The organism is Paracholeplasma vituli, assembly GCF_025446935.1.
Lineage (GTDB): Bacteria > Bacillota_I > Bacilli_A > Acholeplasmatales > UBA5453 > Paracholeplasma > Paracholeplasma vituli.
Genome location: NZ_JAOEGN010000007.1, coordinates 1 through 23,286, shown reverse-complemented (window position 1 = coordinate 23,286; position 23,286 = coordinate 1). Strand labels below are relative to the sequence as shown.

The window sequence follows — 23,286 nt, the reverse complement described above, 5'->3', positions numbered from 1 at the left end:
CGTCCTTATTCATTTTCTAGAAGTTGCATCTCATACCCTTTTTGTCTACCAAAGCTGATGAGTTTACGATTGTTCATCGGTTTTTCAAATTCGATTTCGAGGGTTTTTTCTTTATAGTTTGGGGTTACTTTTTGAATATCCATGTGGCATTTCAATCCAATCATTAACATTTGAGCACAGTGACCACAGGTGCACCCTTCACAGGTGAGTTTTGAGACATAAAATGTAGATTTCATACTAGCGCCTCCACGATTACACGGTTTCGACCCTCTGATTTAGCTTGATACAAACACTGATCCGCACTCGATAGCCAGTTTTCATCCGATGCTTTAGAGTCTCTAGAAATGAAAACACCGCCAATCGATATGGTTGCTTTGATTGCCTTGTTTTGATACATGAATACATGAGATTCCACGCGTTTTCTTAGATTTTCCGCAATCTCACTTAAAGTATGGGTTTGAAAAATATCGGTCATATATACGAATTCTTCGCCACCATATCTGGCTACGTAATCTTGATTACCACGTTCTTCTTTCAAGAGTTTAGAAACCCCAACTAGAACGCTATCTCCACATTCGTGGCCATACTTGTCATTGATCATTTTGAAATGGTCCACATCAATCATAAGGATACCAAAGGGACGTTTTGTTTTATGAAAAGACGTTTTCTTAGCCTTCATGTACGCATCAAATGAGATTCGATTGTTAACGCCAGTTAAATAGTCTGTAGCCGCGAGTTTGGATAGTGCTTGTTGGGCATCACTCGCGATTCGAATATAGTAATACGCTGAGTTGGCTACCCCTGTAATATTTAAGAGGAAGTTTAAGATGTGTAAGAATGTAATCCAGTTATCGGTTAATGGGTGTATAGGTGGATTTCCGATCGCGTAAAGAAATGTGCCTAGAAAGAACACAATCTCCATGATTACACCCAAAAGTTTCAATCTTTTGGGCCATTTTGTATAAACAATCAACACACTCATATTGAAAAAATAGTACATAAATCCAGAGTTTAATCCAAATAGTAAAACTTGGATGACCCCTAATAGTGTAATGGTCAATATGAATAAAAAGGATGAAATGCCGTAAAGTTTCCGCTTGTTTAAGTAAACTGCGAGTAGCGCGATTACCATCCCGATGAGGTTGCCATAAAAGGCAATCATACTGTCTGTAAAAAATAGTATTGGAACAATGATGAAATCCAATGCGATGGTCGATAAGTAGACTAAATTCGCTTGGTGATAATATTGTCTGGTTTCAATATCCACATAATTCATTTTTTGTTGCATAAAAGTGGCCTCTAAACGCCTAAATGGTGTTTTTCTTCTTCTTTTGTTTGACAACGATTTCTGGCCATAGTGCATCAATGGCTTCTTTCGTTCTTGTTAAATCATCGATATCAAGTAAGTAATGCAATTTAGCACCTTTATACGGATAGCCCGTTTCATTTTGAGCTAAAATCGGGGTCGTGACAGGGTGGATTTTCAAATAAGCTTGATCATCACATACTAAAATGGTTGGTTTGTCTTCAATATAAATCATGTACTCGCCAAACATTTTGCGGTATGTCACACGGTAAAAAAGACTTAACTTCTCTTCTAGGTATTGTACATAATCTAACGAACTAGCCATGATGTGATAACCTTTCTTTGACATCTTTCGCAGCGAGCTTTCCTGTAGATAACGCAATCGTGATATTGAATCCACCAATCGGTCCTTGAAGGTCTGTGGATTCGCCAACAAAGTGTAGTCCAGGGTATTCTAAACAGGCCATGGTTTGTGGGGATAACGCCTTGACATCAATACCACCAGCATTCACAAAAGCCTTTTCCTTTACTTCGACACCGTCAATCGGGATATCAAATGCTTTTAGGTATTGATTTAGGGTTTGGATTTCTGATTTCTTCATGTCTGAAACCCGTTTGTTTTCAATTTGGGATAATTCTAAAATCTTTTTGGCTAATCGCTTTGTGGTGAGTTCTTCTAGGACCGTTTGAATGGTGTCTTTAGTAGTTCTGCGTTCATTAAAGATTTGGATGGGATCTTGTTCTGTAAGTTCAATATAGAGGATCACTTTTTCATGTTCTATACGCTCATAGATGAGTTCAGATAAATGGAGTATTAAGGGACCTGATACACCAAAATGGGTAAATAAAATATCCCCTTCGTGCGATTTCTTATCGGTGTTGATACGTAAATTCGTGGTCAATGCGACACCTTGTAAGTCGGCGTAATCGGTTTTGACTTTGTCTGAAAATAAATAGGTTTCCGCAGGTGTGAATGGTTTATAAGGAATCCCCAAATGTTTCGCAAACAAAAGAACATCCCCACTTGACCCCATGGTTGGATAAGCATTCGATCCAACTGCAATAATCAAATCTCTTGCCTGATACTGTTCTAATTCTGTTTCTACTAAGTATAAATCCTCTACTTTGGTGATACGCTTTACGGGTTCTTTATAATGAATACGTTCTTTTGGGATGCCTAACAGTAAAGCATCCAAAACCGATTGGCTTTTGCCTGTTTTTGGAAAGTATTTGAAGTTTTGTTCAAGTTCTAATTCGAGTCCTCGTGTATTAAAAAACGCGATGACATCCTTAGGTCCAAACTGCGTAAGCGCTGGATATAAGAATCGTTTATGAGCTATGTTTAAAGAATCGATAAAGAGCTTCACAGGTAGGTTGTTTGTAATGTTACAACGTTTTCCACCGGTTAAGAGCAGTTTCTTTCCGACCTTATCGTTTTTTTCTAATAATATATAGTTTACACTTTCGCCTAATTCGTTACAGGCCATCAACCCAGCCGGCCCGCCTCCGATGACGATACAGTCTAATGTTTTCATACGTTTAGTCCTCATTCTTCATTATACAGTAAAAGCCGATTACGTAGAAAAAAAGTGCAGAAAAGTCTGCACTTTTTACTGTGGGAGACTGGTTTTTGTGGACCAGCACCTTATATACGTGTGAATCACACCTTTTTATTGGTTCATATTATAATTTTTCTTTTTTGATTTAGGCATATTCTTTGAATATCTTATTTAATTTCTTTATAGTATAACTAGGCAATTGGAGGCTTTTATGAACGATTATCGCGTATTACTATATTATCATTATGTTAAAATTGAAGACCCACAGGCTGCAAGAGAGGAACACTTAACCTTTTGTAAAAGCATCAACCTACTAGGTCGTATTTATATTTCAGAGGAAGGCATCAACGGTACAGTCTCTGGACTAACTCAAGATGTCGATACGTATATCACTTGGATGGAAAACCACCACTACTTCAAAGGGGTTACTTATAAAATCGATGAGGCAGATGCACACGCATTTAAGAAAATGCATGTTCGTGTCAAAAACGAACTGGTTAACTTCAGTCTTGAAGACGATATTAATCCAAAAGAACTTACAGGACGTTATGTCGAACCGAAAGAGTTTTTTGAACGCATTTCAGACCCCGATACCATCATCATTGACGCACGTAACGATTATGAATTCGATTTAGGTCATTTCAGAGGCGCTGTTAAACCCGAAATAAAAACGTTTAGAGAACTCCCAAACTGGATACGTGAAAACAAAGACCGTTTTAAGGGTAAAAAGATTCTTACGTATTGTACAGGTGGCGTACGGTGTGAAAAGTTCAGTGGTTGGTTAAAACGTGAAGGTTTCGACGATGTCGGTCAGCTTCATGGCGGTATCGTGACTTATGGTAAAGACCCGGTTGCACAAGGGGCTTACTGGGATGGTCAATGCTATGTCTTTGATAACCGTATCGCCGTCCCTGTAAATAGGGTCAACCCGCGTGTGGTTGGTAGAGACTTTTTTACCGGTGAACCGTGTGAACGCTACATCAACTGTGCGAACCCTGAATGTAATAAACAATTCTTATGCACAGAAGAAAATGAAAAACGATTCCGTGGGTCATGTAGTGACGCTTGTCGCATCCACCCAAGAAATCGCTATGTAGAAAAATAAGACCAACGAGGTCTTATTTTTTATGCTTTTTTTTCTTTTTTAAGTGCGATGATGCACATCACTTCAAACATCATCAGTAACATTAAGTCACGGCCAAACGTTAACACGGTTGCAACCTCAACATATAAACTTTCGACCCATGCCATACTAAATTCAAAATTGGAAACGACATTGATTAAAGAATCTGCATTTTCAATCAAAGGTAGAAAATAGAATATGGTGGTTAGTGCCAATAAAACCAGTAAAACAAGTTTAAGTAGTGCTCTCATGTGAATTCCCCCTTCAAAATTGGTATCTTTTGCTATATTATATCGCTAAATGAAAGAAATGCTACACTATTTTTTGAAACAAACTCTAATAATTTTATTTTTAAGTTTGCGTATTTTTTTCTATTATTTCTTTATGAATATGTTAAGATGATTTTAAGAGGTGGTTTTATGATCAAATTTGGATTAATCGGTGCTGGCGCGATTGCCCATGCTTTCTCCAAAGCCGCTAAAGAAAGTGGGATTCACTTAGAAGCGGTTGGTAGTCGTTCACTTGATAAAGCCTTAGAATATCAAAAGCAATATGGTTACCAAAAAGCCTATGGATCTTATGAAGCCCTTTTACAAGACCCTGAAGTCGATGCGATATATCTTGCAACCCCACATGGGTTACATTATGAGCAAATGCTAGAGATATTAAAATATAAAAAACACATTCTATGCGAGAAAGCTTTTACCTTAAATGAAGCCCAAGCCAAACACATATTTGATGAGGCGAACAAACAAGGTGTATATGTCATGGAAGCGATGTGGACGAGGTTCTTGCCACTCATCTATACACTTAAAAAAGAATTATCCAGTGGGTATTTAGGGGCGATTAAACACATGGCTGTGAAGTTCACCTTTGTGGGTGAAAAAGATCCTTCTAACCGCTTATATAATCCCAATCTTGGTGGAGGTGCCCTACTCGATATTGGAATTTATCCAATCACCTATGCAAATATCTTTTTAGGAGTACCCGAATCGTTTGAAGTTAACGCTCAAATGACTGAAACGGGTGTGGACGGGACGTTAGATATTACATATCATTATCCAAACGCGAAAGCACATTTAGAAGCTTCCTTCTTATCCTTTTATGGCGATGACGCATATTTCATTTGTGAGTTAGGTTCGATCCATATTCCTAAGTTTTGGGGAGCCCATGAAGCCTTCATTTACGATTTAAACAAAAAACAGATTAAACATATTCAAACCCCTTATGCTATCAATGGCTATGAGTATGAGATTCGTTCTTTTGTAAAAGCCATAGAGACTAAAACCTATACCAATCCCTATATGACTACCAAAGATACTTTAGAAATTTTGAGTCAAATGGATGCGATCCGTAAACGTATTGGTCTAATTTATCCGAAAGAAGGTCTATTATGAAAAAACCGATCTTAGTTATTTCAGTCATCTTATTTTTTCTAGGGTTCACTTTTTTCCTACTGGATAGAATACTTAATACGTTTTTTATCTTAGATTTCCTAACCCCTACCCCTATATATATTTATCTCATATTTACGAGTGTTATGGCGTTTTTCGGTTATATGATGGTCAATAAATCGAAGACAATCAAAATTGTGAGTTCTGCTTTTATGTTTTTATTTGTGGCCTTCTTTTGGACACTCACATTATTGATGATCCCTGAGGAGATTAAAACACCTAACAGCGATTGGGTTATATATAGACACAGTTTCTTCTTCAATGGTACTTATCGAATCTATAAAAAAGATAACCTATTCGTCCAAGAACGGTTCAGTTGTGCATTCATTGACGATATGTCCTTTTGCTCGATCGACATATCGGATACTCACATCGAGATTCGATATGGCAACTACGGTGAACCTGAACAAATCAAGTATTTTTATTATGAGGAGAATTAACCATGGCTAAACTCGAATTAACCTTTTTCTCTCAAGCACTCGAAATGAATACCACAGTGAGTGTGTTACTTCCAGATAAACTAGAAAAAAACGAACGCTTGAGACCATTTTATGTTTTACATGGGTATAACGGCGACCATCAAGACTGGAGTCGCTTTACATCGATTGAACGCTACATGTGGGCTTACCGTGCCTGTGTAATCATGCCTAGTGGATTCAATGCTTACTACACTGACCACCAAGTGGGATTAGCCTATGAAACCTACTTTATGAAGGAACTGGTGCCTTATATGGAATCGGTGCTTCCACTGTTAAAAGAAGCCTATATTTTAGGGTTGTCCATGGGTGGTTATGGCGCGATGAAATTCGCATTAGGACACCCAAAGAAATTCATTAAGGCGGTTTCGTTATCTGGTGTGATGAACCCGGATTTCATTCGTAGTTTGCCTTGGATGAGTCATCGCTTACCGGTATTTGATAAAATATTCGGTAAACAGGTATCTGGCAAAAACGATTTACGTCATTTAGTCTTAAAGGATTTGAAATCCGGTAAACTACCTAAGTTGATGTTTACGTGTGGTACCGATGATTTCTTAGTTGAAGATAACCGAGCATTCAAAAAATTCTTAGATGAACACCAAGTCGATCATAGGTTTATATTTGATTCCGGTGAACACAGTTGGGAATATTGGGACCGAAACCTTCAAAAAGCATTGCCATTTTTATTTGATAAATAAGCGAAAGCCGTCTACTGATTTCTCGGTAGACGGCTTTTTTATAGTATTTTTTTTAGTTCGTTGATGTCTTCGATACGGTAGGTTGCGTTAACAAATTCAGCTTCACTGCCATAGCCATATAAACAAGCTACGGTATCAATTTGGTTCGCGTGTCCAGATTCCATATCGTGAATACGGTCACCCACCATTAAAATGGGTTCTGGTAAATCTGCTTTTAATTGTCCTAAGATGTCTTTTTTAGGGATATATTGATACATTTCTGAAGAGACAAATAAATCGAAATAACGATCGAGTTTGAACTCTGCTTTATTGATTTCCATGTACAAGTTCTTTGAATTGGATAAATAGACCAGTTTATACCCTTTATCCTTTAAATACGCAAGGGTATCTAAGGCCCCATCAAATAAGACGCCTTCGTGATTCAGAATCGCATCTTTCATCGCTTCACCAATCATTTTTGAAACCACTTTGATTACTTCGTCTGGAATTGCTGGTTTAAAAGACGCCCACATTTCAGGTGGGTTTTGTCCTAAAAACTTTTTCACTTCATCTTTGGTCCAGTTCTTTTTGGGTTGATAGTTGTTGTTTACTAAATACTCATAGGCTTTTAGAAACGCTTTATAGTAGATTTGAATACTGTCGTGAATGGTGCCATCATAATCCAAACAAATGGTTTTATACTGCATACCTTATTCCTTGAATTTGAGCATATGGCCCATTTTGTCTTTTTTAGTCTTCATGTAGAACTCATTACGTTCATTGTGGTTCAGTTGAATTGGTTCACGAGAACTGATTTCAATACCATAACCTGTTAAACCTGAAAGTTTGAGTGGGTTGTTGGTCATGAGTTTGACTTTGGTTACACCTAAGTCGTTTAAGATTTGAGCGCCAATCCCGTAATCGCGCAAGTCTTCTGCGAACCCTAATGCAAGATTCGCTTCGACGGTATCCATGCCTTGGTCTTGAAGGTTATACGCTTTGATTTTATTGATTAAACCAATCCCGCGACCTTCTTGACGCATGTATACGAGGACGCCTTTGCCCGCAGCTTCAATCTTATCGAGTGCGGCTTGGAGTTGTTCGCCACAGTCACACTTCATTGAACCAAACGCATCCCCGGTTAAACATTCAGAGTGAACGCGAACTAAAACTTCATCGCCAGGCTTAATATCGCCTTTAACTAAAGCGACGTGGTGTTCACCACTGATGGCGTTTTCAAAACCGATCATTCTGAACTCACCGTGACTGGTTGGTAGGTTCGCTTCCGCTGCACGCTTAATGAAGTTTTCGCTGCGTTTACGGAATTCGATTAATGAGGAAACGGCTGTGAACTTTAAGCCTAATTCTTGAGCAAGGCTTCTAAGTTCATATAAACGATACGGTTCACCACTTGATTTTAGAATGATTGAAGTAACCCCAGCAGGGTATAAGCCTGCAAGCTTCGCTAAGTCGACAGAGGCTTCCGGTCTACCAGCACGTTTCAATACGCCGCCTTGACGGTATTGAATTGGGAAGATGACACCCGGTTGTTTGAACACATTGGGTTGAGTGGTTGGGTTAATAATCGCTTGAATGGTTTGTAGGGTTTTGGTGGTGCGGTCTGCTTGATTGTTTAATTCTACAGACATGACTTTTGCAGTTTGGTAAGCGGTAATGGTTTGTTCATATAACGCTTGAATACCTAACGCGTGGAAACGTTCCTTTTCAGTAGTGATGTTGATGATGCCTTGGGCATACGTTTCCATCAGTTTCAATGTTTTTTCATCGATTTTTTCGGCAGCCACCACAAAGTCCCCTGTGTTGTCTGTATCATAATCATCGACGAGAATCACAGGTTTACCGGCTTTGATGTCTTCTAGTACTTCTTCGATTGTGTTAAATAAGTTATCCATATTACTGCTCCTTTAGTATGTTTCCAGATATCAAGAGGTCTTCACCAAAAGCTCGATATCGGATATTTGTTATTTGATAGGCTTGACTCATGAGCGCTACACCTTTTCCACCGACAGGTGTAAGTGCGTCTTTTCCCCCAATGAGTTTCGGGGCGATGAAGGTGTAGACCTTATCGACAATGCCAGATTCTAAGGCTAAACCGTGGGTATAAGACCCGCCTTCAATGAAGACCGAGTCGATTTTTTCTTCACCCAATTGTTTCATCAATTGCTTGAGATCGATTTCAGCCATTTGAATGATTCGGACGCCTAAGTCAACTAAGCTTTGATCATAGCGTTTGGATACGACCCAAGTGGGTTGTGTTTTCGCTGTTCTAACCACAAACGCGGTTTTAGGCAATCTCAGTTCAGGGTCAAGGATGATTCGAATCGGATCGCGATGCGGTCCATCGAGTCGGGTATTGAGTTTGGCATCGTCCTCGATTACAGTATTGATACCAACCATAATGGCCATGTGTTTGTTTCTAAGTTGGTGGACATAAGCTCTCGATTGTTCGTTCGAAATCCATTTGGAATCCTTTGTTCGAGTCGCGATTTTACCATCTAAAGTCATCGCGTATTTAATCGATACGAACGGTGTTTTGGTTTGAATGTATTTTAAAAAGATTTCATTTTGTAGTTCAACTTCGTCGCTCATTAAACCGTATTCCACTTCGATTCCAGCATCTTGTAGCATTTTAATGCCTTTCATATTCACCAGTGGGTTAGGGTCTGTTTTCGCAACAATCACTTTTTTGATTTTCTTTTCAATAATCTTTAAGGCACACGGTGGCGTTTTACCATAGTGTGCACAGGGTTCTAAGGTGACAAACATCGTCGCCCCTTCGACATCTTCTGTTGCGTGATTAAAGGCGTTTACCTCGGCGTGTGGCCCACCATATTGCATATGATAGCCTTCCCCTATGATTTTCCCATCTTTAACAATGAGTGCGCCGACTAGAGGGTTTGGATTGACAAAACCTTCCCCTTTTTGAGCCAGTTCAATGGCTCTTTTCATATAGTTTTGTTTTTCGGTTTCGGTCATGATTTGTCATCCTCTAGATAGTCTTTATAGACATCTTTTAAAATAAAATAGAGTTCTCTCGCTTTTTGTTTATCTATTTGAACACATTGTAATAACCGTTCAGGTACTACCTTACAAGCCTCCCCTAAGGCTTTTCCGGCATCGGTTAAACTGATGTAGACCTTTCGTTGATCGGCGTGGTCACGAATACGTGTGACACGACCGTCTTTTTCCAACTTCTTCAAAAGTGGTGTGAGTGTACCTGAATCGAGTTGGAGTTTATCACCCAGTTCAGAGACGAGTTGATGGTCTTGTTCCCACAAAGCAATCATCGTAATGTATTGGGTGTAGGTTAACCCAAATGGATCCAATATTTCTTTATACGCTTTAATGACGTTACGTGAACTCGCATACAGTAAAAAGCAGAGTTGTTCATCGAGTTTCCAGTTCATCTAAATGAGCTCCTTGATGAAGCGCTCCATTTCTTCAGGGGTAAAGCTTGGGCTAAAACGGTAAACAACGTTACCATTACGGTCAACTAAGAATTTCGTAAAATTCCACTTAATGGAATCAATACCACGTAAGCGATCGATTAAGGATGGTTTTGTTTTTGGATAATCGACAGCTTTCTTCGTGCGTAAGAATTTAAATAATGGATGGGCTTGTTTGCCATTGACGTCGATTTTATCGAAGGTTTCAAACTTCGTACCAAACTTCATTTGACAAAACGATGCGATTTCTTTACTCGAACCTGGAGCTTGATTCATAAATTGATTGGATGGGAAGTCCAAGACTTCTAAGCCTTTATCGTGGTATTTTTCATAGAGTGCTTCGATTGCGTCATACTGCTTGGTATAGCCACATTTCGTAGCACTGTTAAATATCAATAGAACTTTTCCTTTGTATTGTTCCATCGATACGCTTTGTTGATTCACTTTTTTAAACTCAAACTTGTAAATTGACATATTCAAACCCTCCATTTAATTGTATTCAATTTAATTTTATCAAATAGACTTTGAAATTCAAGTGATTCACACCGTAGTAAGAAAAAAGACCGAAAGCGGTCCTTAGTCAACGTCTTGGAATATGAGATAGAAAAAGCCAATCACTGGGATCATTGAGAACCAAGGTTGCTTATACACCTTGAAACTGAGTAGGATGGATAGCCCATATAGGAAGAGAAAATCGATGGTCATGATGTGGACAAAGGAATCACTAGTAAAGGCACTCATATAATTTGAGAAATTACCTAAAATGAGTCCGTAGCCAATCGTGAGAATCGCCCCAATTAAACCTACCAAAGCTATTATATGTACCTTACTAGATACTGTATTCTTCTTGAGTTCTTGTCTTGTAAATGGAATGATTAATGCAAACCCACCGAGCATAAACCCTAATGATAAACCTATCCAAGTCGGTTTGGTCATATTCATGTATCTTAATCCAAACAACAAGAACGCCAGTGGAAATAATCCCAACAAATTAAATACAGAAATTAAATAAGGGTCTGCTTCTAACTGGATTAATTCCTTAAAGGCATTGGTAATATGGAATTGTGTTACTAAATGAATGATGGCGTATACTACTAATACTATATGCGCGATGGTAAATATTTTTTTCATCCAATTTCACCTCTAAAAACAGTATAAGAAAAATGAACACATTAATCAAAGGATTGACTTAGATAACTAAAATCATGGGGGATTATGGGTAAAAACGGTTTCATATGTTTTCCACTGTACAACGAAATCTCAGGTGTGATAGAATGAGACTAATTTAATATGACTATCAAGAAGACGGGAGAGATATAGCTCGATGAACGTCTACCAACCAGAGCAATCACGGTGGTAAAGCTATAAGCGATGGACGTACGTTTTCAATAAACATCCTGCCTATCGCGACCCGATAGGCATTTTTATTTGTAAAGGAGTCACATATGATTGAGTTCAAATCGGTCAATAAAATATTTGATCAAAAAAAATCCAAATTAGTTGCGCTAAGAGACATCAACCTTACTATTCACGACGGTGAGATTGTGGGTATTTTAGGCTACAGTGGTGCAGGTAAAAGTACCCTTGTAAGATTGATCAATGGGTTAATCCAACCCACATCAGGTGAAATCATCGTCAACAAGGAAAGTCTTTCGACGGACAAACGAAAGGCAATTGACCGAATGCGACACACGATTGGGATGATTTTCCAACACTTCAATTTGATCCATTCGATGACGGTGTATGACAATATTAAACTCGCCTTAGATATCGCGAAGTATCCTAGTGATAAACATACACGCATCATCGAATTATTAGACTTAGTCGGTTTATCTGATAAAAAGGATAGTTATCCAAAAACCCTATCGGGAGGACAACGTCAACGTGTGGGTATTGGTAGAGCCCTAGCGAATCACCCATCGATATTACTGTGTGACGAAGCTACTTCTGCTTTAGATTCTAAAACCGCTTTAGAAATTTGGGACTTACTCAAAGACATTCATTCGAAAACCAATATTACTATTGTTTTCATAACCCACCAAATTGAAGTCATCAAAGCCTTGTGTGACCGAGTCATTGTCATGGACCAAGGGTCAATCGTTGAGGATACCGATGTGAAGTCCCTCTTTGTGAGTCCTCAATCGAGTGTTTCTAAATCGTTATTATATGCAGAAAAATACGAACAGAACCTACCCAATCTTTATGAGTTAATCTACTCTCATAAAAATGCCGATGAAACCATTTTATCGAATTGTATTAAGACTTATGGGATTGACGTGAATATCAAGTATGCGAAAACACTGAAACTCAAAACAGATTCCATTGGGTTCTTATATGTACAAATTGAAGGCTTGAATCAAGCTCAAGCCATCGAATACTTGAAACAACATCAAGTGGAGGTGAACCCTTATGTTTTCTAATCAAGATATTGAAAATTACCTATCCGCATTAAAGGAAACACTCTTCCTAACGTTTGGTACAGGGGCGTTTGTTTTAATACTTGGATTAATAATTGGATTTTTACTTTATATCTTAGAAAATGACGCATTCGTAAAGCCGAGTTTGCAAAGAAGCCTATTCTATCGTATACTATCGGTGACTAACGATGTTGCACGGTCGATACCGTTTATCTTATTACTCATTATGATGATCCCAGTTACCCGTGCAATCATGGGCACCATGCTTGGAGCGGAAGGGGCTTTACCGGCTTTAATTGTATCGGCTTCACCATTTTTCGCGAGAGTAGTCCATAACGCCTTAAAAAACGTTTCTAATGAAACCATTGAAGCTTTATTGTCCATGGGTGCGTCGAAACCAACACTCGTCCGTATTATCTTCAAAGAAGCTTTCCCACAACTTGTTTCGGGTTTTACACTCACCCTAGTCACGTTGGTTGGCTTCATGTCTGCTGCAGCGGTGATTGGTGCTGGTGGTCTCGCTTTTCTTGCTTATGAAAATGGCAAGTTTGGCAACAACTACCCACTCATGTATGTAGCGATATTTTCTTTATTACTACTTGTATTAGTCATCCAACTTGTGGGTGATGCTTTATCAAAACTTGTAAACCACAATTAACATAAAAAGGAGTTTATTATGAAACGAATCATTACATTGATTACCTTACTAACCACTATTTTAACTTTAGCTGGCTGTCAGGATAACAAACAAACCATTAAAGTCATCGCGACCTCAAAACCACACGCTGAGATTCTTAATTTCGCGAAGCCTTTATTAAAAGCACGCGGGTACGATTTAAAGGTCATCGTGACCTCGGATTACTACTTCCCAAACCCAGCTGTTGCGGCTGGAGACGCGGATGCGAATTTCTTCCAACACGTTCCATTCTTAACAAAGTATAACTTAGATAACCCAAATAAAACCCTAGAAATCGCTTCTTATGTTCATATTGAACCGATTGGACTCTATGCGAATACCATCGCCTCATTAGATGCGATTCCAAATGGGTCCAAGGTGTTATTATCGAACTCAACCTCAGACCATGGACGTGCATTAAATCTGCTCGCTCAAGCAGGACTCATCGCCTTGAGTGAAGATTTTGATATTTTATCTACAAGCATTAACTTCAGTGAAGTGATTACATCCAATCCAAAGAACTTAGTCATTGAAGCGAATGTGTCCCCAGACTTCTTAATTTCAGCGTATAACTCTAAAGAAGCAGATTTATACATCATCAACTCAAACTATGCTTTAGAAGGCAATTTAAACCCGCTTATCGATTCTATCTTTATTGAGTCTACTGGTAACAATCCTTATGTGAATATCGTAGCGGTTACACCAAGTTTACTCAATTCAGATAAGATTAAAGCCCTCGCAGAAATTTTGAATAGCCAAGCTGTAAAAGACTTTATCACTACCACTTATGGTGGGTCAGTGATACCTTATACAAACTAAAAATAAAGGAAATCCTCGATCTTTATACGAGTGATTTCCTTTTTATATATTATTTATAGACAACAAAATAAATTTAGACCTTTTTGGATAGTTCAATCAAATCCTTGGTTAATCGTTCTAGTTCGATTAAACTTTCTTGTGATGCGTGTTCTTTTAATACACTTTCAATCGTCTCAACCATTTTCCTTGGTTTAAATAGTAAGTGATTAGCAAGTTCGAGCATGCGTTTTTCACCTGGATGATTGACGTGGTTAATCGCGAATAAAGTATCAAAGAATAAACTTAGAAATTCAGTTAAACGGTGATTAATCGCGACTAAGTCATGTCTTTTCGCTGCTTTTACAATTTGGTCGTATAAAGCCGGTTGTGTGCCATAAAGTAGTGGGACATTTTGTTCGACTACTTTTTTGTATACAGCTTTCTTATCAGCGACTCTTACATGGGTTTGAAGGCGTTCATACTGACCTTCACGGTCAAAGATGATTTTCGATGTGAGCAGATTATCGATAAAACACGTGCTATAACCCCTATTCAATTTTAAGGCTAAGTTTTGTTCGATTAACTGTGTGAAATCCTTTAAACTTCGATAAATGAATTCAATACCGATACCATTTTTGAGTACCCCATCGTCTTCTGTTTCAAAGAATTGATGGTTATATTCCATTAAGCTCATATAAGGGTCTAAAAGGGTTTTACGGTCTTCTACTTTTAAAGGACTATTTAGGTAAATATAAATATCGTAATCCGACCATTGGTCACCTTTATTTTTACCACGAGAACCCCCTAGGACCAATGCGTCGATTTCACTACGCTTGGATAAGGTATCAAATAGTTGTCTTAAAGTTGGGTCGCCTAATTGAAATCCGATCGTACGCATTGCCCAGCCATAATGCAGGGCTAAGCATTCATCAATAAATTCACCTAAAACAGATGAACCTGTAAACGGATAGCGGTTCTTTTGATTTAGGTCTTCATCACTAAGGGTCATCACTAACTGTATAACACTTTCATGACTATGGTCTAACATCCTTTTAACTTCATGAAGTGGGTAAATTCGACCTTCATCTAAAAACGTATAGTTGAGGGCTTCTAGATTCGCCCAGGTATACCCTTTTTTAAGTTCAATGGGTGGGTTAGGATTGGTTTTATACAAATCTAATAAGATTTTGTGCCACGCGATGAGGTGATATAAAACGTCACGGTGATTAAAGTCTCTGCCCTTGTATAAAAAGGGTGTAGTTTCGGTATCTCGAACAAGACTCATCAATTCTTGATAAACTTTATTTGCTTCTTCAATTAGAGATTCTTTTCTGTATTCCATCTTAAACCCTCCGTTTCGAATCCTTTTCATTGTACATCATCTTATCCGCTGTACGAACCAAATCCTCTAAGTAAACACCATCTTTTGGATAAACAGAAAACCCGATGGAAGCGCCAATATCAATGGGTTTCCCCTCAATATTATTGATATTCGTAATATCGTTTCTCGCTTTGATGATGAATTTAATCAGTTCGGTTTCTGAACTTAAATTCTTAATTAAGATGATGAATTCGTCGCCACCTAATCTAGCGACAAAGTGATCTTTAAACAACTGATTTAACTTTCTCGCAATCAGTACTAATAAATTATCCCCGACATTGTGTCCATAGGTATCGTTAACTGCTTTGAAGCGGTCTAAATCAATGAGAATGAGCGAGAAGGATTTTTGATTCTTCGTAAACTGCTCTTTAAGTTCTTGAAAGTAGTGCTCGAGTTCGTGACGATTCAGTAAGCCTGTTAACGCATCGTGGGTAGCGATATAGATGAGTTCACGCTTCGCTCTACCCAAGAGAGTTGTATCTGAAGCGGTTGAAATCAAGAAGTCTTCACCAAACATATTGATCATACGCGCAGAATAGACCGCATCAATAGATTCACCATTTGGCTTATAGAAGGTGACCTCCATATTGAAAATGCCTTCTTTTGTTTGAACATGTTTAATGATTTCGTCTCTTCTTTGTAAGTCTGGTCCCCACATCTTTAGTTGGTTCGTAGTCTTACCAATAATCTCATCTTTTTTATATCCAAATGTATTTAGAAAAGCTTCATTAACATCATAAATTTCACCCGATTGAAGTCTAGAGATGATCATCATAATTGGGGATTGTTCGAAGGCATTTCTGAATTTATCTTCTTCAATATCGACTTCATCCAGTGCTCTTCTATTGACTAATATTATTAAGGATAATGGCAGTATAATCGCGAATACCGTTACAAACACATTCGATAAGACATCACGTGGGTGATTGGAGAACAGGTCGTCGTGGTTCGATGGGTACACAATCGAATAAACGATTCTGAATAAATTCGAACCCATGAATAACACGAGCATCACTTCAAACTGTCTGGTTAACCGCTTAAAGTAGGCAGATAACTGAAAGTGAATATAATAAAATATACTACCAAATGTGAATAAACCTAATAACCCAACTAGTGCGTTTCGCGCATTGAGGTCTGGTTCAACAAAGGTATAGTAGGTGAATAAAGCTGTATATAAGAAACTAAAGAAGCATTGATAAAAGATGTGGTATTTGATGTGAAAAAATTTGACAATCCCATAAATATTAAACTGAAAACCAATCATAATCAGAATATTTGCGACCAGGATGGAAATGAAATCGGGAATTTGACCTCTAAATAAAATTAAGTAATTCCCAATAAATACCAATACGATTGCAACTACCCACTCGAAAATCCCTTTATAACGTTTTCGGTTATTTACCCAAAGTAAAATAATGGCAACCATATTCACCAAATAAATGATCAAGTTTGCTAAAAACAGTGTTCTAACATCGAAACTCATAAGAACACCCCCAATGTCTATATATAGTATATCTTATTCTGAATAAAAGCCAAAAAAAAACTACCCGGAGGTAGTTATTTTCTAACGGTTTTTAAAGCGGTTCCCCACAATACAACTTGATCGAGTAACGCATCTAAGTTTGCTTTGTGAAGGGCTTGTGGTTTGAAGGTTTGCCCATCAAAGTCTGTGAATAAGCTTAATAGAACGTGGCTTCTTACGTCAGCAACTTGAAGTTCACCTAAGATGCCTCTTAAATGTTCCGCTGCTCTTGCACCACCTACAGACCCGTATGATACGATCCCTGCAGATTTGTTATTCCATTCTTCTCTAGCCCAGTCTAATGCATTCTTCAATGCGCCAGTGATCGAGTGGTTGTATTCTGCAACCACGAAAATGAAGCCGTCCATGGCTTTAAGTTTGTTTTGGAATTCTGTAACGCCTGCGTTAAAGCCTTCACCTAAAAATGGAAGATTGTAGTCTTTGATGTCGATGACTTCAAAGTTCGCTTTGCCTTGTGCGTTTGCGTAATCTAATACCCATTTCGCAACTTGTGGGGAGACTCTGCCTTCTCTTGTCGATCCTGTAATAATCCCGATGTTTAATGTGTTCATATATAATTTCCTCCATAATAACTACAGTATACCCTACAACTATTTCGATTTCAAACTATTTGCTTCGAAATCGAAATTAGTTTCGATGAGCTTTGTTTACGAATTATTTATAACTGTGTTATACTATTTCTAGAAAGGCGGGATATCTATGTTACTATCCAATTCAACCTATCTTAATCTTGGAGCAAGCCTAGGGGTGATTGCACTCTTAGTCGTGTTCTTTATACTAGAAAACAAATGGATTAAGAAACGCGAGGATCGTTTAAATAAATACCTCATTATATTGATTTATATTTTTTCATTCTTCTTGATGACTTTTGGGCTTTTATTGATTCTATGGATTTGGTCATTTGACTACAACACCCTCATTCAAGACTTCAGTACTTCTGCCATCGAAACAATTGAATCGTCACTCTCACGCATCATTGGTTCATTATTGATTATTTTCATTTCAATGATGATTACAAGAATCGCGAAAGTCGCTTTGAAGAAAGTTTGGGTTAAACCAACACCCGCTCAAAAACGTAAAAAAACGATTGCGAAAGTCACTTTAAGCATCATTCGTTACACTGTAGCGTTACTCACAATTTTAATTGTTTTAGCCATTTGGGGCGTCAATGTTTTGCCAGCTCTCGCTGGATTAGGGATCATGGGATTGGTCATCGGTTTAGGGGCTCAAAAGTTCATCAATGATTTAATTGCTGGGTTCTTCATCATTTTTGAACAACACTTTGATGTTGGAGACACTGTTGAAGTCAAAGGCTTTAAAGGTACAGTATCAGACATCGGTCTCAAAACAACCCGTATTCGTAACTGGAAAGGGGATGTGATGATTTTATCAAATGGTGAAGTCAACAATCTCATCAACTATTCTAGAAATATTTCAGTCGCTGTTGTTGAGTTTGGTATTGGTTATAAAGAAAATGTCCAACAGGTTATCGATTTATTATCCAAAGAACTTCAAGTCTTAAAAAAGGATTTTCCTCAAGTTGTTGAAGACCCAACGGTGGTTGGTGTGACCGCTTTAGAAGCTTCTCAAGTGACTTTAAGGGCAATCGCGAAAACAGAAAATGAACAACACTACGCTGTCGAACGTGGCATGCGCAAAATGATCAAAGAAATCTTGGATGCGAACAACATTGAAATTCCATTTCCACAAATAGTAGTTACACAAAAAAAATAAAGGGAGCGAACACTCCCTTTTTTCTTTCCTTAACTGCCTGCTGATTCGTAGTGTTTTAAACCTTTATGCCAAACAAATAAGCCTAAAGATATCATCCCTGCTGTAATCAAAATAATATGTGATAGCATTTCAATAATGTGGATTCGACCCAATAAATACATCGTTGGATAAAATGAAACCAATGCGAATGGGATGATGAAGGTTAATATAATCTGCATGACTTTAGGGAATATCGTAATCGGATATTTCATGAAATCACTCAAATTATAGGTTACTTGAATGAGTGGATAACTGTTTTTAAGCCAAAATGATGTGGATGCGGTAGCCAGTTTTAACGACGTATATATAATGATCCCTAGGAACAAGGTCAATAGAATTACCAAGATTTGAACTAGCCCAATTTGAAGTTGTAAGTTCGATAGCGTGGTGATGACTAAGAAAGTCCCTAATATAATTTCTCCAAACGCATCCGGTTGAAAGCGTTCAATTAAAAACACATACAAGGCGTTGATTGGTCTTAATAAATAGCGGTCCATTCCACCTTGTCTAACATAGCGAGGCAGTAGCCAAATGTTATCAAAAAACAAGTGATCAATGCCTTTTGGTATTAAGGATAACCCATACATCAACAAGATTTCATGGATGCTAAAGCCATCTAAGTTAGGAATGTTTTGGAAAATAACATATAAGAATAATAAACCTGTACCTTGGGTGAATAAGAACCCAACCATGCCGATGATAAAATCGACACGGTATTCCATTAAACCTTTTAAATATTGTTTAAAGAACAAACTGTATATTTTTAGATATCTCATATTAGCCTCCAAATACCACAATTTTCTTCATCGAGGCTTTAAAGGTTAATGAACTGAGCATAAAGAATATGCCGACCCAAATGGCTAATAGGACTAAGCCTGTGTAAGCTTCACTTAGAGGAATTTTGTTTAAAATAATTAAAACAGGATAACTCATGTACTTAAATGGTAAATAAGATAGTATGTTTAGCAAACTTTTTGGATACAGTGCTAAAGGTATCAGTTGACCAGATAAGACTCTAATCATGACATTGAATAGAATGGCAAGTCCAAACACATTGGTGATGTGGATGGAGATGGTCCCGAAAAAATAGGAAAGTTCAAACATCATCATAAAAATTAAAGGTATGAATAATACGGCAATCAAAACATTCAAAATACGAATATCTAATGGCATATTAAAAGCGAGTACTATAACGGTGCCTGTCAATAAGACAATCGGCAGAGTGAGCGAGAAAATCCCGATTACTCTTCCGAATACTTCTGAATACAGTCGTGCTTTATATGAAATGGGTTTGATCAGCATCATACTGATTCGACCTTCTCTAATCTCTTCATTCATCATATACATGGTTTCTGTATCTGAAAACACAAAAAACAAGTTGGTTAATAAGTAATACAGTAACATTTCATTAAGCGTAAACCCTTGAATACTGTCACTGTGGTTGTATACACTCATCCATAAAAAGACCATCATGAAGAACTGGAATACATCGAGTAAAAGCCATAAAACGATGCTACCCCGGTATATGAGCATATTCATTAAACTCGTTCTAAAAAACGGTATATACTTTCTAATTTTAGACATTAAAACCCATTCTTATAGATGGCTTTGATGATATTTTCGAGATGGTCATCGGAAATATCAATATCTAAGACATCGGTTTGAGCGAGGACAGGTGTGATGATATCCCCGACTTTAATTTTGAGTTTATTGAATACTACAGTCAATTTAGAATCTTCGATAGAGGCTATCAAATCGGGGTCTTTTTTCTTTAAACGATCAAATACGGTTAAATCCATCATAGAATCCGCTTTTAGGGTGAAACACACAATTTTCTTTGAACCAAACTTCGCTTTGATGGTTTCAAGACTGCCATCGTAAATGATCTTACCTTGGTCAATCATCATGATTCGGTCACAAAGTTCTTCGATATCGGCTAGATCATGGGTGGTTAAGATGATGGTGGTTTGATATTTATCATGAATATCTTTTAGCGTTTTTCGGATATTTTCTTTCGCAATCACATCTAATCCAATGGTGGGTTCATCTAAAAATAGAATTTTTGGATTATGTAATAAGGATGCGACAATGTCCGCTTTCATGCGTTGTCCGAGGGAAAGCTGTCTAACCGGTTGTTTGATGAATTCATCGAGACCAAATAGATTGCTAAAGTACGAAAGGCGTTCTTTGTAATCGATATCGCTGATCTCATAAATTTCTTTTAAAACTGTAAAAGACTCAATTAAGGGTAAATCCCACCAAAGCTGGGTACGTTGACCAAAGACAACCCCAATTTTCTTAGCATTTAATGTTCTTTTTTGATAAGGAATGACAGAATCTACTTTTACCTCTCCTGAGGTAGGGGTAAGTATCCCTGTAAGCATTTTAATCGTAGTTGACTTACCAGCGCCATTGGGTCCAATGTACCCGATGATTTCACCTTGATTGATGGTAAAACTGACATCATCCACTGCTTTTTTAATGATTTTCTTTGCGTTGTAAAAACTTTTAATAACCCCTTTAAGACCGGGTTCTTTTTCGTAGATGATAAAATCCTTTTTTAAATGTTCGACTTTAATAATTTCCATAACGACACCTCTTTTATCGAGTCCAAAACCATTATAACATCATCATTTCTAAATAGGATGGATTATTTTTGGTAAAACTTAATTTAGTAGGCTATAATATACTTGACAAGAACGTCCTCGTAAAGACGTTTTCCTTTGAGGGAGAAAGGGGCATTATGCGTTTAGTGAATTACCATATCGAGGCTTATAGGCTCGTCTTTAAGAAGGGTTTCATGAACTTATTGAAACTCATGTTGTTTTCTGTGATTTTTATCCTCTGTTTATTCATTCCGATCTTAACACCGATCGCGTTGATTGCGTCGGTATCGTTCTTTAAATCCTTCCTAGAAAAAGGGGAAGCCGATTTATTTGAAACCCTACGTGGGATTGATATGACTGCTGACCGTTATTTAAGATTATTGATTACTTCTTTATTACAAATGGTTGTGGTTGCAGCTGGGTTCTTCTTATTCTTCATTCCTGGGATCTATTTTGCATTTGCACTTGCACCACTGTTTTATCTTATTACTTTAAATCCTGAGATTACGACTTCCGAAGCGTTTAAACAATCGTTTGAGGTTATGAATGGAAACAAGATTAATTTGTTTTTGTTGAGATTATTAGGCCTTTTAGTACCGATGATCTTAAGTTTGGTCATCGCCATCATTGGACGTTTCTTACCTGTGATTGGTGGTCTATTCGGTTTTATCTATATGCTCATCACACCACTCATCTTCGCGGAAATTATGATCGTGGATATGATGTTCTTCAGGGAAATCACCTCACCCAAAAAGATAGATGAAGAACCCCATAAAGTCGTCAAATTACCAAAGGCAATCGAAATCGATAAAGAACCTAACGAAGAAGAAACAAATCCAACTGCAAAATAAATTGTTTCAGAAAGGTGCGAAAGCATCTTTTTTTACTTAATTCGTAAAAATTCGTTATAAATCTTTGTGATTGTGATATGATAGAAATGAAATTATTACATTACAGATTATAAGGAGTTAACTATGAACAAAGACATTTTAAAGATTGGTGCGATAGTCGTTTTAATTACAGGGATTCTTTCGATTTTGATGAGTATTTGGGTATTCCTCACCTACTCCTCGAGCTTTACAAACTTTTGGTATGTTATTCGATTGTTGATTAACCTCGCAGTCATGGTCTTCTTCACCATTGGATTCTTTCGTGAGGATAAAAATCATATTCTGATTGGGTACATCATTCTATCCGGTATATCTGTATTATCAGGTATCGTAAATTTGGATAACGTGTTTAAGTTATCTCAACACATCTGGCCAATCATTCAAAACCTATTTAGATTAGGCCTAAGTGTTGCGCTATTGATTTCTTGGATATTTATTAAGAAACGTAGTGCGATGTACGCGATTATTATCATTCAAGGGATTTCGATCCTTCTAGGTTTAATCAATACACCTAGCTATACACTATTAATATTCACTCAATTCCCCGTAATTGGTTTAGCCAATACCGTATCAACTGTAGATTCCATTTTAGCTTCGTTACTCGCCATCGGTTATGTGATGGTCTATCATATAAACGCTGAAGTTAAAAAAACTGTTTCCGCCCCAACTGAAGTGAAGTTTGATGATTTCTAAGCGAACCCTGTGTTCGCTTTTTTTATCTGTTAGGAAAGTTCGTCTTTTATTGTTCACTTATCGAATATAGACTCTATAAGTTTTATAAAATTCATGCTAATTGGTTCTATAAACCACCTTGTTTCTAATAATTATACATAATTAAATATTCATATAAAATATACATTTTATGAGTCATTTATGGTATAATTTAAGTAGAAAGGAGGAAACGATTTATGCCTTATAAAGCCCTAAAAACTAGACTCTATTTGAATCCTAATCAACATCAGTTTCTCTTATCCCTAATGCGTGCTTCTAGAAGTTTATACAATCAAGCCCTTTATAATGTTAGACAACATTTCATCCAAACCCAAAAATACTTACCCTATAACGAAAACTATAAGCTACTAAAAGATAGTGAGCATTATCGTTACTTAAGTACTACTCAAGCTCAAATGGTTATTC

Annotated in this window: 28 protein-coding genes and 1 riboswitch; of the genes, 11 read left to right on the top strand and 17 right to left on the bottom strand. The window is 37.4% G+C overall.

Annotated features, from left to right (window positions below; all coding sequences use genetic code 11):
• Positions 1-5 precede the first annotated feature (5 nt).
• From N7603_RS04625 to N7603_RS04610, 4 genes are read right to left on the bottom strand one after another with little or no spacing between them, the layout of a single operon-like run.
• On the bottom strand, positions 6-236 hold the full coding sequence (locus tag N7603_RS04625) for a hypothetical protein (protein WP_262096190.1): 231 nt from the start codon (positions 234-236) through the stop codon (positions 6-8).
• The gene (locus N7603_RS04620; protein ID WP_262096189.1) at positions 233-1,288 is read right to left on the bottom strand and encodes a GGDEF domain-containing protein; all 1,056 of its coding nucleotides are present in this window, start codon (positions 1,286-1,288) and stop codon (positions 233-235) included. Before N7603_RS04620 ends, N7603_RS04625 begins: the two co-directional genes overlap by 4 nt.
• A 19-nt stretch (positions 1,289-1,307) precedes the next feature.
• On the bottom strand, positions 1,308-1,631 hold the full coding sequence (locus N7603_RS04615; protein ID WP_262096188.1) for a TfoX/Sxy family protein: 324 nt from the start codon (positions 1,629-1,631) through the stop codon (positions 1,308-1,310).
• A complete protein-coding gene (locus N7603_RS04610) occupies positions 1,624-2,841 on the bottom strand; it encodes a BaiN/RdsA family NAD(P)/FAD-dependent oxidoreductase (protein ID WP_262096187.1) in 1,218 nt (405 codons plus the stop codon). Before N7603_RS04610 ends, N7603_RS04615 begins: the two co-directional genes overlap by 8 nt.
• Before the next feature lie 235 nt (positions 2,842-3,076).
• On the opposite strand from N7603_RS04610, the gene trhO reads away from it, so the two are divergent.
• Positions 3,077-3,970 (top strand): oxygen-dependent tRNA uridine(34) hydroxylase TrhO, encoded by an 894-nt coding sequence (gene trhO / locus N7603_RS04605; protein WP_262096186.1) that lies wholly within the window; start codon positions 3,077-3,079, stop codon positions 3,968-3,970.
• Positions 3,971-3,990: 20 nt separating this feature from the next.
• Here trhO and N7603_RS04600 read toward each other — a convergent pair whose 3' ends face one another.
• Positions 3,991-4,239 carry a hypothetical protein gene (locus N7603_RS04600; RefSeq protein ID WP_262096185.1) on the bottom strand — a complete coding sequence of 83 codons (249 nt, stop codon included), beginning with the start codon at positions 4,237-4,239 and terminating at the stop codon, positions 3,991-3,993.
• Between the two features lie 168 nt (positions 4,240-4,407).
• On the opposite strand from N7603_RS04600, the gene N7603_RS04595 reads away from it, so the two are divergent.
• The 3 genes from N7603_RS04595 to N7603_RS04585 are packed head-to-tail and all read left to right on the top strand — an operon-like array spanning position 4,408 to position 6,619.
• On the top strand, positions 4,408-5,385 hold the full coding sequence (locus N7603_RS04595; protein ID WP_262096184.1) for a Gfo/Idh/MocA family protein: 978 nt from the start codon (positions 4,408-4,410) through the stop codon (positions 5,383-5,385).
• Positions 5,382-5,882, top strand: a complete 501-nt coding sequence (locus N7603_RS04590) for a hypothetical protein (RefSeq protein WP_262096183.1) — start codon at positions 5,382-5,384, stop codon at positions 5,880-5,882. Before N7603_RS04595 ends, N7603_RS04590 begins: the two co-directional genes overlap by 4 nt.
• 2 nt (positions 5,883-5,884) lie before the next feature.
• Positions 5,885-6,619 carry an alpha/beta hydrolase gene (locus N7603_RS04585; RefSeq protein ID WP_262096182.1) on the top strand — a complete coding sequence of 245 codons (735 nt, stop codon included), beginning with the start codon at positions 5,885-5,887 and terminating at the stop codon, positions 6,617-6,619.
• A gap of 38 nt (positions 6,620-6,657) precedes the next feature.
• Here the strand turns inward: N7603_RS04585 and N7603_RS04580 are convergent, their stop codons facing one another.
• The 6 genes from N7603_RS04580 to N7603_RS04555 form a co-directional block, all read right to left on the bottom strand.
• On the bottom strand, positions 6,658-7,305 hold the full coding sequence (locus N7603_RS04580) for an HAD family hydrolase (RefSeq protein WP_262096181.1): 648 nt from the start codon (positions 7,303-7,305) through the stop codon (positions 6,658-6,660).
• A gap of 3 nt (positions 7,306-7,308) precedes the next feature.
• Positions 7,309-8,511 (bottom strand): GTP cyclohydrolase II, encoded by a 1,203-nt coding sequence (ribA, locus tag N7603_RS04575; protein ID WP_262096180.1) that lies wholly within the window; start codon positions 8,509-8,511, stop codon positions 7,309-7,311.
• Between the two features lies 1 nt (position 8,512).
• Positions 8,513-9,595 (bottom strand): bifunctional diaminohydroxyphosphoribosylaminopyrimidine deaminase/5-amino-6-(5-phosphoribosylamino)uracil reductase RibD, encoded by a 1,083-nt coding sequence (gene ribD, locus N7603_RS04570; RefSeq protein ID WP_262096179.1) that lies wholly within the window; start codon positions 9,593-9,595, stop codon positions 8,513-8,515.
• Positions 9,592-10,026 carry a MarR family winged helix-turn-helix transcriptional regulator gene (locus tag N7603_RS04565; protein ID WP_262096178.1) on the bottom strand — a complete coding sequence of 145 codons (435 nt, stop codon included), beginning with the start codon at positions 10,024-10,026 and terminating at the stop codon, positions 9,592-9,594. The genes ribD and N7603_RS04565 overlap by 4 nt, the downstream gene beginning before the upstream one ends.
• Entirely contained in the window at positions 10,027-10,539 is a 513-nt protein-coding gene (locus N7603_RS04560) for a glutathione peroxidase (protein ID WP_262096177.1), read from the bottom strand.
• A gap of 102 nt (positions 10,540-10,641) precedes the next feature.
• Entirely contained in the window at positions 10,642-11,196 is a 555-nt protein-coding gene (locus N7603_RS04555; protein ID WP_262096176.1) for a hypothetical protein, read from the bottom strand.
• 160 nt (positions 11,197-11,356) lie between these two features.
• Positions 11,357-11,443: riboswitch (SAM riboswitch) on the top strand.
• A 67-nt stretch (positions 11,444-11,510) separates the two neighbouring features.
• On the opposite strand from N7603_RS04555, the gene N7603_RS04550 reads away from it, so the two are divergent.
• From N7603_RS04550 to N7603_RS04540, 3 genes are read left to right on the top strand one after another with little or no spacing between them, the layout of a single operon-like run.
• Positions 11,511-12,485 carry a methionine ABC transporter ATP-binding protein gene (locus tag N7603_RS04550; RefSeq protein WP_262096175.1) on the top strand — a complete coding sequence of 325 codons (975 nt, stop codon included), beginning with the start codon at positions 11,511-11,513 and terminating at the stop codon, positions 12,483-12,485.
• Positions 12,475-13,140, top strand: coding sequence for a methionine ABC transporter permease (locus N7603_RS04545; protein WP_262096174.1), 666 nt, complete (start codon positions 12,475-12,477; stop codon positions 13,138-13,140). Before N7603_RS04550 ends, N7603_RS04545 begins: the two co-directional genes overlap by 11 nt.
• 18 nt (positions 13,141-13,158) lie before the next feature.
• The gene (locus N7603_RS04540) at positions 13,159-13,977 is read left to right on the top strand and encodes a MetQ/NlpA family ABC transporter substrate-binding protein (protein ID WP_262096173.1); all 819 of its coding nucleotides are present in this window, start codon (positions 13,159-13,161) and stop codon (positions 13,975-13,977) included.
• Positions 13,978-14,050: 73 nt separating this feature from the next.
• On the opposite strand, the gene N7603_RS04535 is transcribed toward N7603_RS04540, so the two are convergent.
• The 3 genes from N7603_RS04535 to N7603_RS04525 form a co-directional block, all read right to left on the bottom strand.
• Positions 14,051-15,298, bottom strand: coding sequence for a ClbS/DfsB family four-helix bundle protein (locus tag N7603_RS04535; protein WP_262096171.1), 1,248 nt, complete (start codon positions 15,296-15,298; stop codon positions 14,051-14,053).
• Between the two features lies 1 nt (position 15,299).
• Positions 15,300-16,820, bottom strand: a complete 1,521-nt coding sequence (locus N7603_RS04530; RefSeq protein ID WP_262096170.1) for a sensor domain-containing diguanylate cyclase — start codon at positions 16,818-16,820, stop codon at positions 15,300-15,302.
• Positions 16,821-16,894: 74 nt separating this feature from the next.
• Positions 16,895-17,431, bottom strand: a complete 537-nt coding sequence (locus N7603_RS04525; RefSeq protein ID WP_262096169.1) for an NADPH-dependent FMN reductase — start codon at positions 17,429-17,431, stop codon at positions 16,895-16,897.
• Positions 17,432-17,579: 148 nt separating this feature from the next.
• Between N7603_RS04525 and N7603_RS04520 the strand changes: the two genes are divergently transcribed.
• Positions 17,580-18,614 carry a mechanosensitive ion channel family protein gene (locus N7603_RS04520; protein ID WP_262096167.1) on the top strand — a complete coding sequence of 345 codons (1,035 nt, stop codon included), beginning with the start codon at positions 17,580-17,582 and terminating at the stop codon, positions 18,612-18,614.
• A 29-nt stretch (positions 18,615-18,643) separates the two neighbouring features.
• Here the strand turns inward: N7603_RS04520 and N7603_RS04515 are convergent, their stop codons facing one another.
• From N7603_RS04515 to N7603_RS04505, 3 genes are read right to left on the bottom strand one after another with little or no spacing between them, the layout of a single operon-like run.
• Positions 18,644-19,429, bottom strand: a complete 786-nt coding sequence (locus N7603_RS04515) for an ABC transporter permease (RefSeq protein WP_262096166.1) — start codon at positions 19,427-19,429, stop codon at positions 18,644-18,646.
• Position 19,430: 1 nt separating this feature from the next.
• Positions 19,431-20,186, bottom strand: a complete 756-nt coding sequence (locus tag N7603_RS04510; protein ID WP_262096165.1) for an ABC transporter permease — start codon at positions 20,184-20,186, stop codon at positions 19,431-19,433.
• 50 nt (positions 20,187-20,236) lie between these two features.
• On the bottom strand, positions 20,237-21,235 hold the full coding sequence (locus N7603_RS04505) for an ABC transporter ATP-binding protein (protein ID WP_373425368.1): 999 nt from the start codon (positions 21,233-21,235) through the stop codon (positions 20,237-20,239).
• Between the two features lie 218 nt (positions 21,236-21,453).
• Between N7603_RS04505 and N7603_RS04500 the strand changes: the two genes are divergently transcribed.
• The 3 genes from N7603_RS04500 to N7603_RS04490 form a co-directional block, all read left to right on the top strand.
• Entirely contained in the window at positions 21,454-22,110 is a 657-nt protein-coding gene (locus tag N7603_RS04500) for a DUF975 family protein (RefSeq protein ID WP_262096163.1), read from the top strand.
• Between the two features lie 123 nt (positions 22,111-22,233).
• Positions 22,234-22,842 carry a hypothetical protein gene (locus N7603_RS04495; protein ID WP_262096162.1) on the top strand — a complete coding sequence of 203 codons (609 nt, stop codon included), beginning with the start codon at positions 22,234-22,236 and terminating at the stop codon, positions 22,840-22,842.
• 215 nt (positions 22,843-23,057) lie between these two features.
• Positions 23,058-23,286: helix-turn-helix domain-containing protein (locus N7603_RS04490; RefSeq protein ID WP_262096161.1), on the top strand; the 229-nt coding region annotated here is incomplete at its 3' end.

What these genes read in the sequence shown, in the direction of transcription:
- N7603_RS04625 (WP_262096190.1), bottom strand. Translation starts at nt 236, where the DNA reads ATGAAATCTACATTTTATGTCTCAAAACTCACCTGTGAAGGGTGCACC.
- N7603_RS04620 (WP_262096189.1), bottom strand. Translation starts at nt 1,288, where the DNA reads ATGCAACAAAAAATGAATTATGTGGATATTGAAACCAGACAATATTAT.
- N7603_RS04615 (WP_262096188.1), bottom strand. Translation starts at nt 1,631, where the DNA reads ATGGCTAGTTCGTTAGATTATGTACAATACCTAGAAGAGAAGTTAAGT.
- N7603_RS04610 (WP_262096187.1), bottom strand. Translation starts at nt 2,841, where the DNA reads ATGAAAACATTAGACTGTATCGTCATCGGAGGCGGGCCGGCTGGGTTG.
- trhO (WP_262096186.1), top strand. Translation starts at nt 3,077, where the DNA reads ATGAACGATTATCGCGTATTACTATATTATCATTATGTTAAAATTGAA.
- N7603_RS04600 (WP_262096185.1), bottom strand. Translation starts at nt 4,239, where the DNA reads ATGAGAGCACTACTTAAACTTGTTTTACTGGTTTTATTGGCACTAACC.
- N7603_RS04595 (WP_262096184.1), top strand. Translation starts at nt 4,408, where the DNA reads ATGATCAAATTTGGATTAATCGGTGCTGGCGCGATTGCCCATGCTTTC.
- N7603_RS04590 (WP_262096183.1), top strand. Translation starts at nt 5,382, where the DNA reads ATGAAAAAACCGATCTTAGTTATTTCAGTCATCTTATTTTTTCTAGGG.
- N7603_RS04585 (WP_262096182.1), top strand. Translation starts at nt 5,885, where the DNA reads ATGGCTAAACTCGAATTAACCTTTTTCTCTCAAGCACTCGAAATGAAT.
- N7603_RS04580 (WP_262096181.1), bottom strand. Translation starts at nt 7,305, where the DNA reads ATGCAGTATAAAACCATTTGTTTGGATTATGATGGCACCATTCACGAC.
- ribA (WP_262096180.1), bottom strand. Translation starts at nt 8,511, where the DNA reads ATGGATAACTTATTTAACACAATCGAAGAAGTACTAGAAGACATCAAA.
- ribD (WP_262096179.1), bottom strand. Translation starts at nt 9,595, where the DNA reads ATGACCGAAACCGAAAAACAAAACTATATGAAAAGAGCCATTGAACTG.
- N7603_RS04565 (WP_262096178.1), bottom strand. Translation starts at nt 10,026, where the DNA reads ATGAACTGGAAACTCGATGAACAACTCTGCTTTTTACTGTATGCGAGT.
- N7603_RS04560 (WP_262096177.1), bottom strand. Translation starts at nt 10,539, where the DNA reads ATGTCAATTTACAAGTTTGAGTTTAAAAAAGTGAATCAACAAAGCGTA.
- N7603_RS04555 (WP_262096176.1), bottom strand. Translation starts at nt 11,196, where the DNA reads ATGAAAAAAATATTTACCATCGCGCATATAGTATTAGTAGTATACGCC.
- N7603_RS04550 (WP_262096175.1), top strand. Translation starts at nt 11,511, where the DNA reads ATGATTGAGTTCAAATCGGTCAATAAAATATTTGATCAAAAAAAATCC.
- N7603_RS04545 (WP_262096174.1), top strand. Translation starts at nt 12,475, where the DNA reads ATGTTTTCTAATCAAGATATTGAAAATTACCTATCCGCATTAAAGGAA.
- N7603_RS04540 (WP_262096173.1), top strand. Translation starts at nt 13,159, where the DNA reads ATGAAACGAATCATTACATTGATTACCTTACTAACCACTATTTTAACT.
- N7603_RS04535 (WP_262096171.1), bottom strand. Translation starts at nt 15,298, where the DNA reads ATGGAATACAGAAAAGAATCTCTAATTGAAGAAGCAAATAAAGTTTAT.
- N7603_RS04530 (WP_262096170.1), bottom strand. Translation starts at nt 16,820, where the DNA reads ATGAGTTTCGATGTTAGAACACTGTTTTTAGCAAACTTGATCATTTAT.
- N7603_RS04525 (WP_262096169.1), bottom strand. Translation starts at nt 17,431, where the DNA reads ATGAACACATTAAACATCGGGATTATTACAGGATCGACAAGAGAAGGC.
- N7603_RS04520 (WP_262096167.1), top strand. Translation starts at nt 17,580, where the DNA reads ATGTTACTATCCAATTCAACCTATCTTAATCTTGGAGCAAGCCTAGGG.
- N7603_RS04515 (WP_262096166.1), bottom strand. Translation starts at nt 19,429, where the DNA reads ATGAGATATCTAAAAATATACAGTTTGTTCTTTAAACAATATTTAAAA.
- N7603_RS04510 (WP_262096165.1), bottom strand. Translation starts at nt 20,186, where the DNA reads ATGCTCATATACCGGGGTAGCATCGTTTTATGGCTTTTACTCGATGTA.
- N7603_RS04500 (WP_262096163.1), top strand. Translation starts at nt 21,454, where the DNA reads ATGAACTTATTGAAACTCATGTTGTTTTCTGTGATTTTTATCCTCTGT.
- N7603_RS04495 (WP_262096162.1), top strand. Translation starts at nt 22,234, where the DNA reads ATGAACAAAGACATTTTAAAGATTGGTGCGATAGTCGTTTTAATTACA.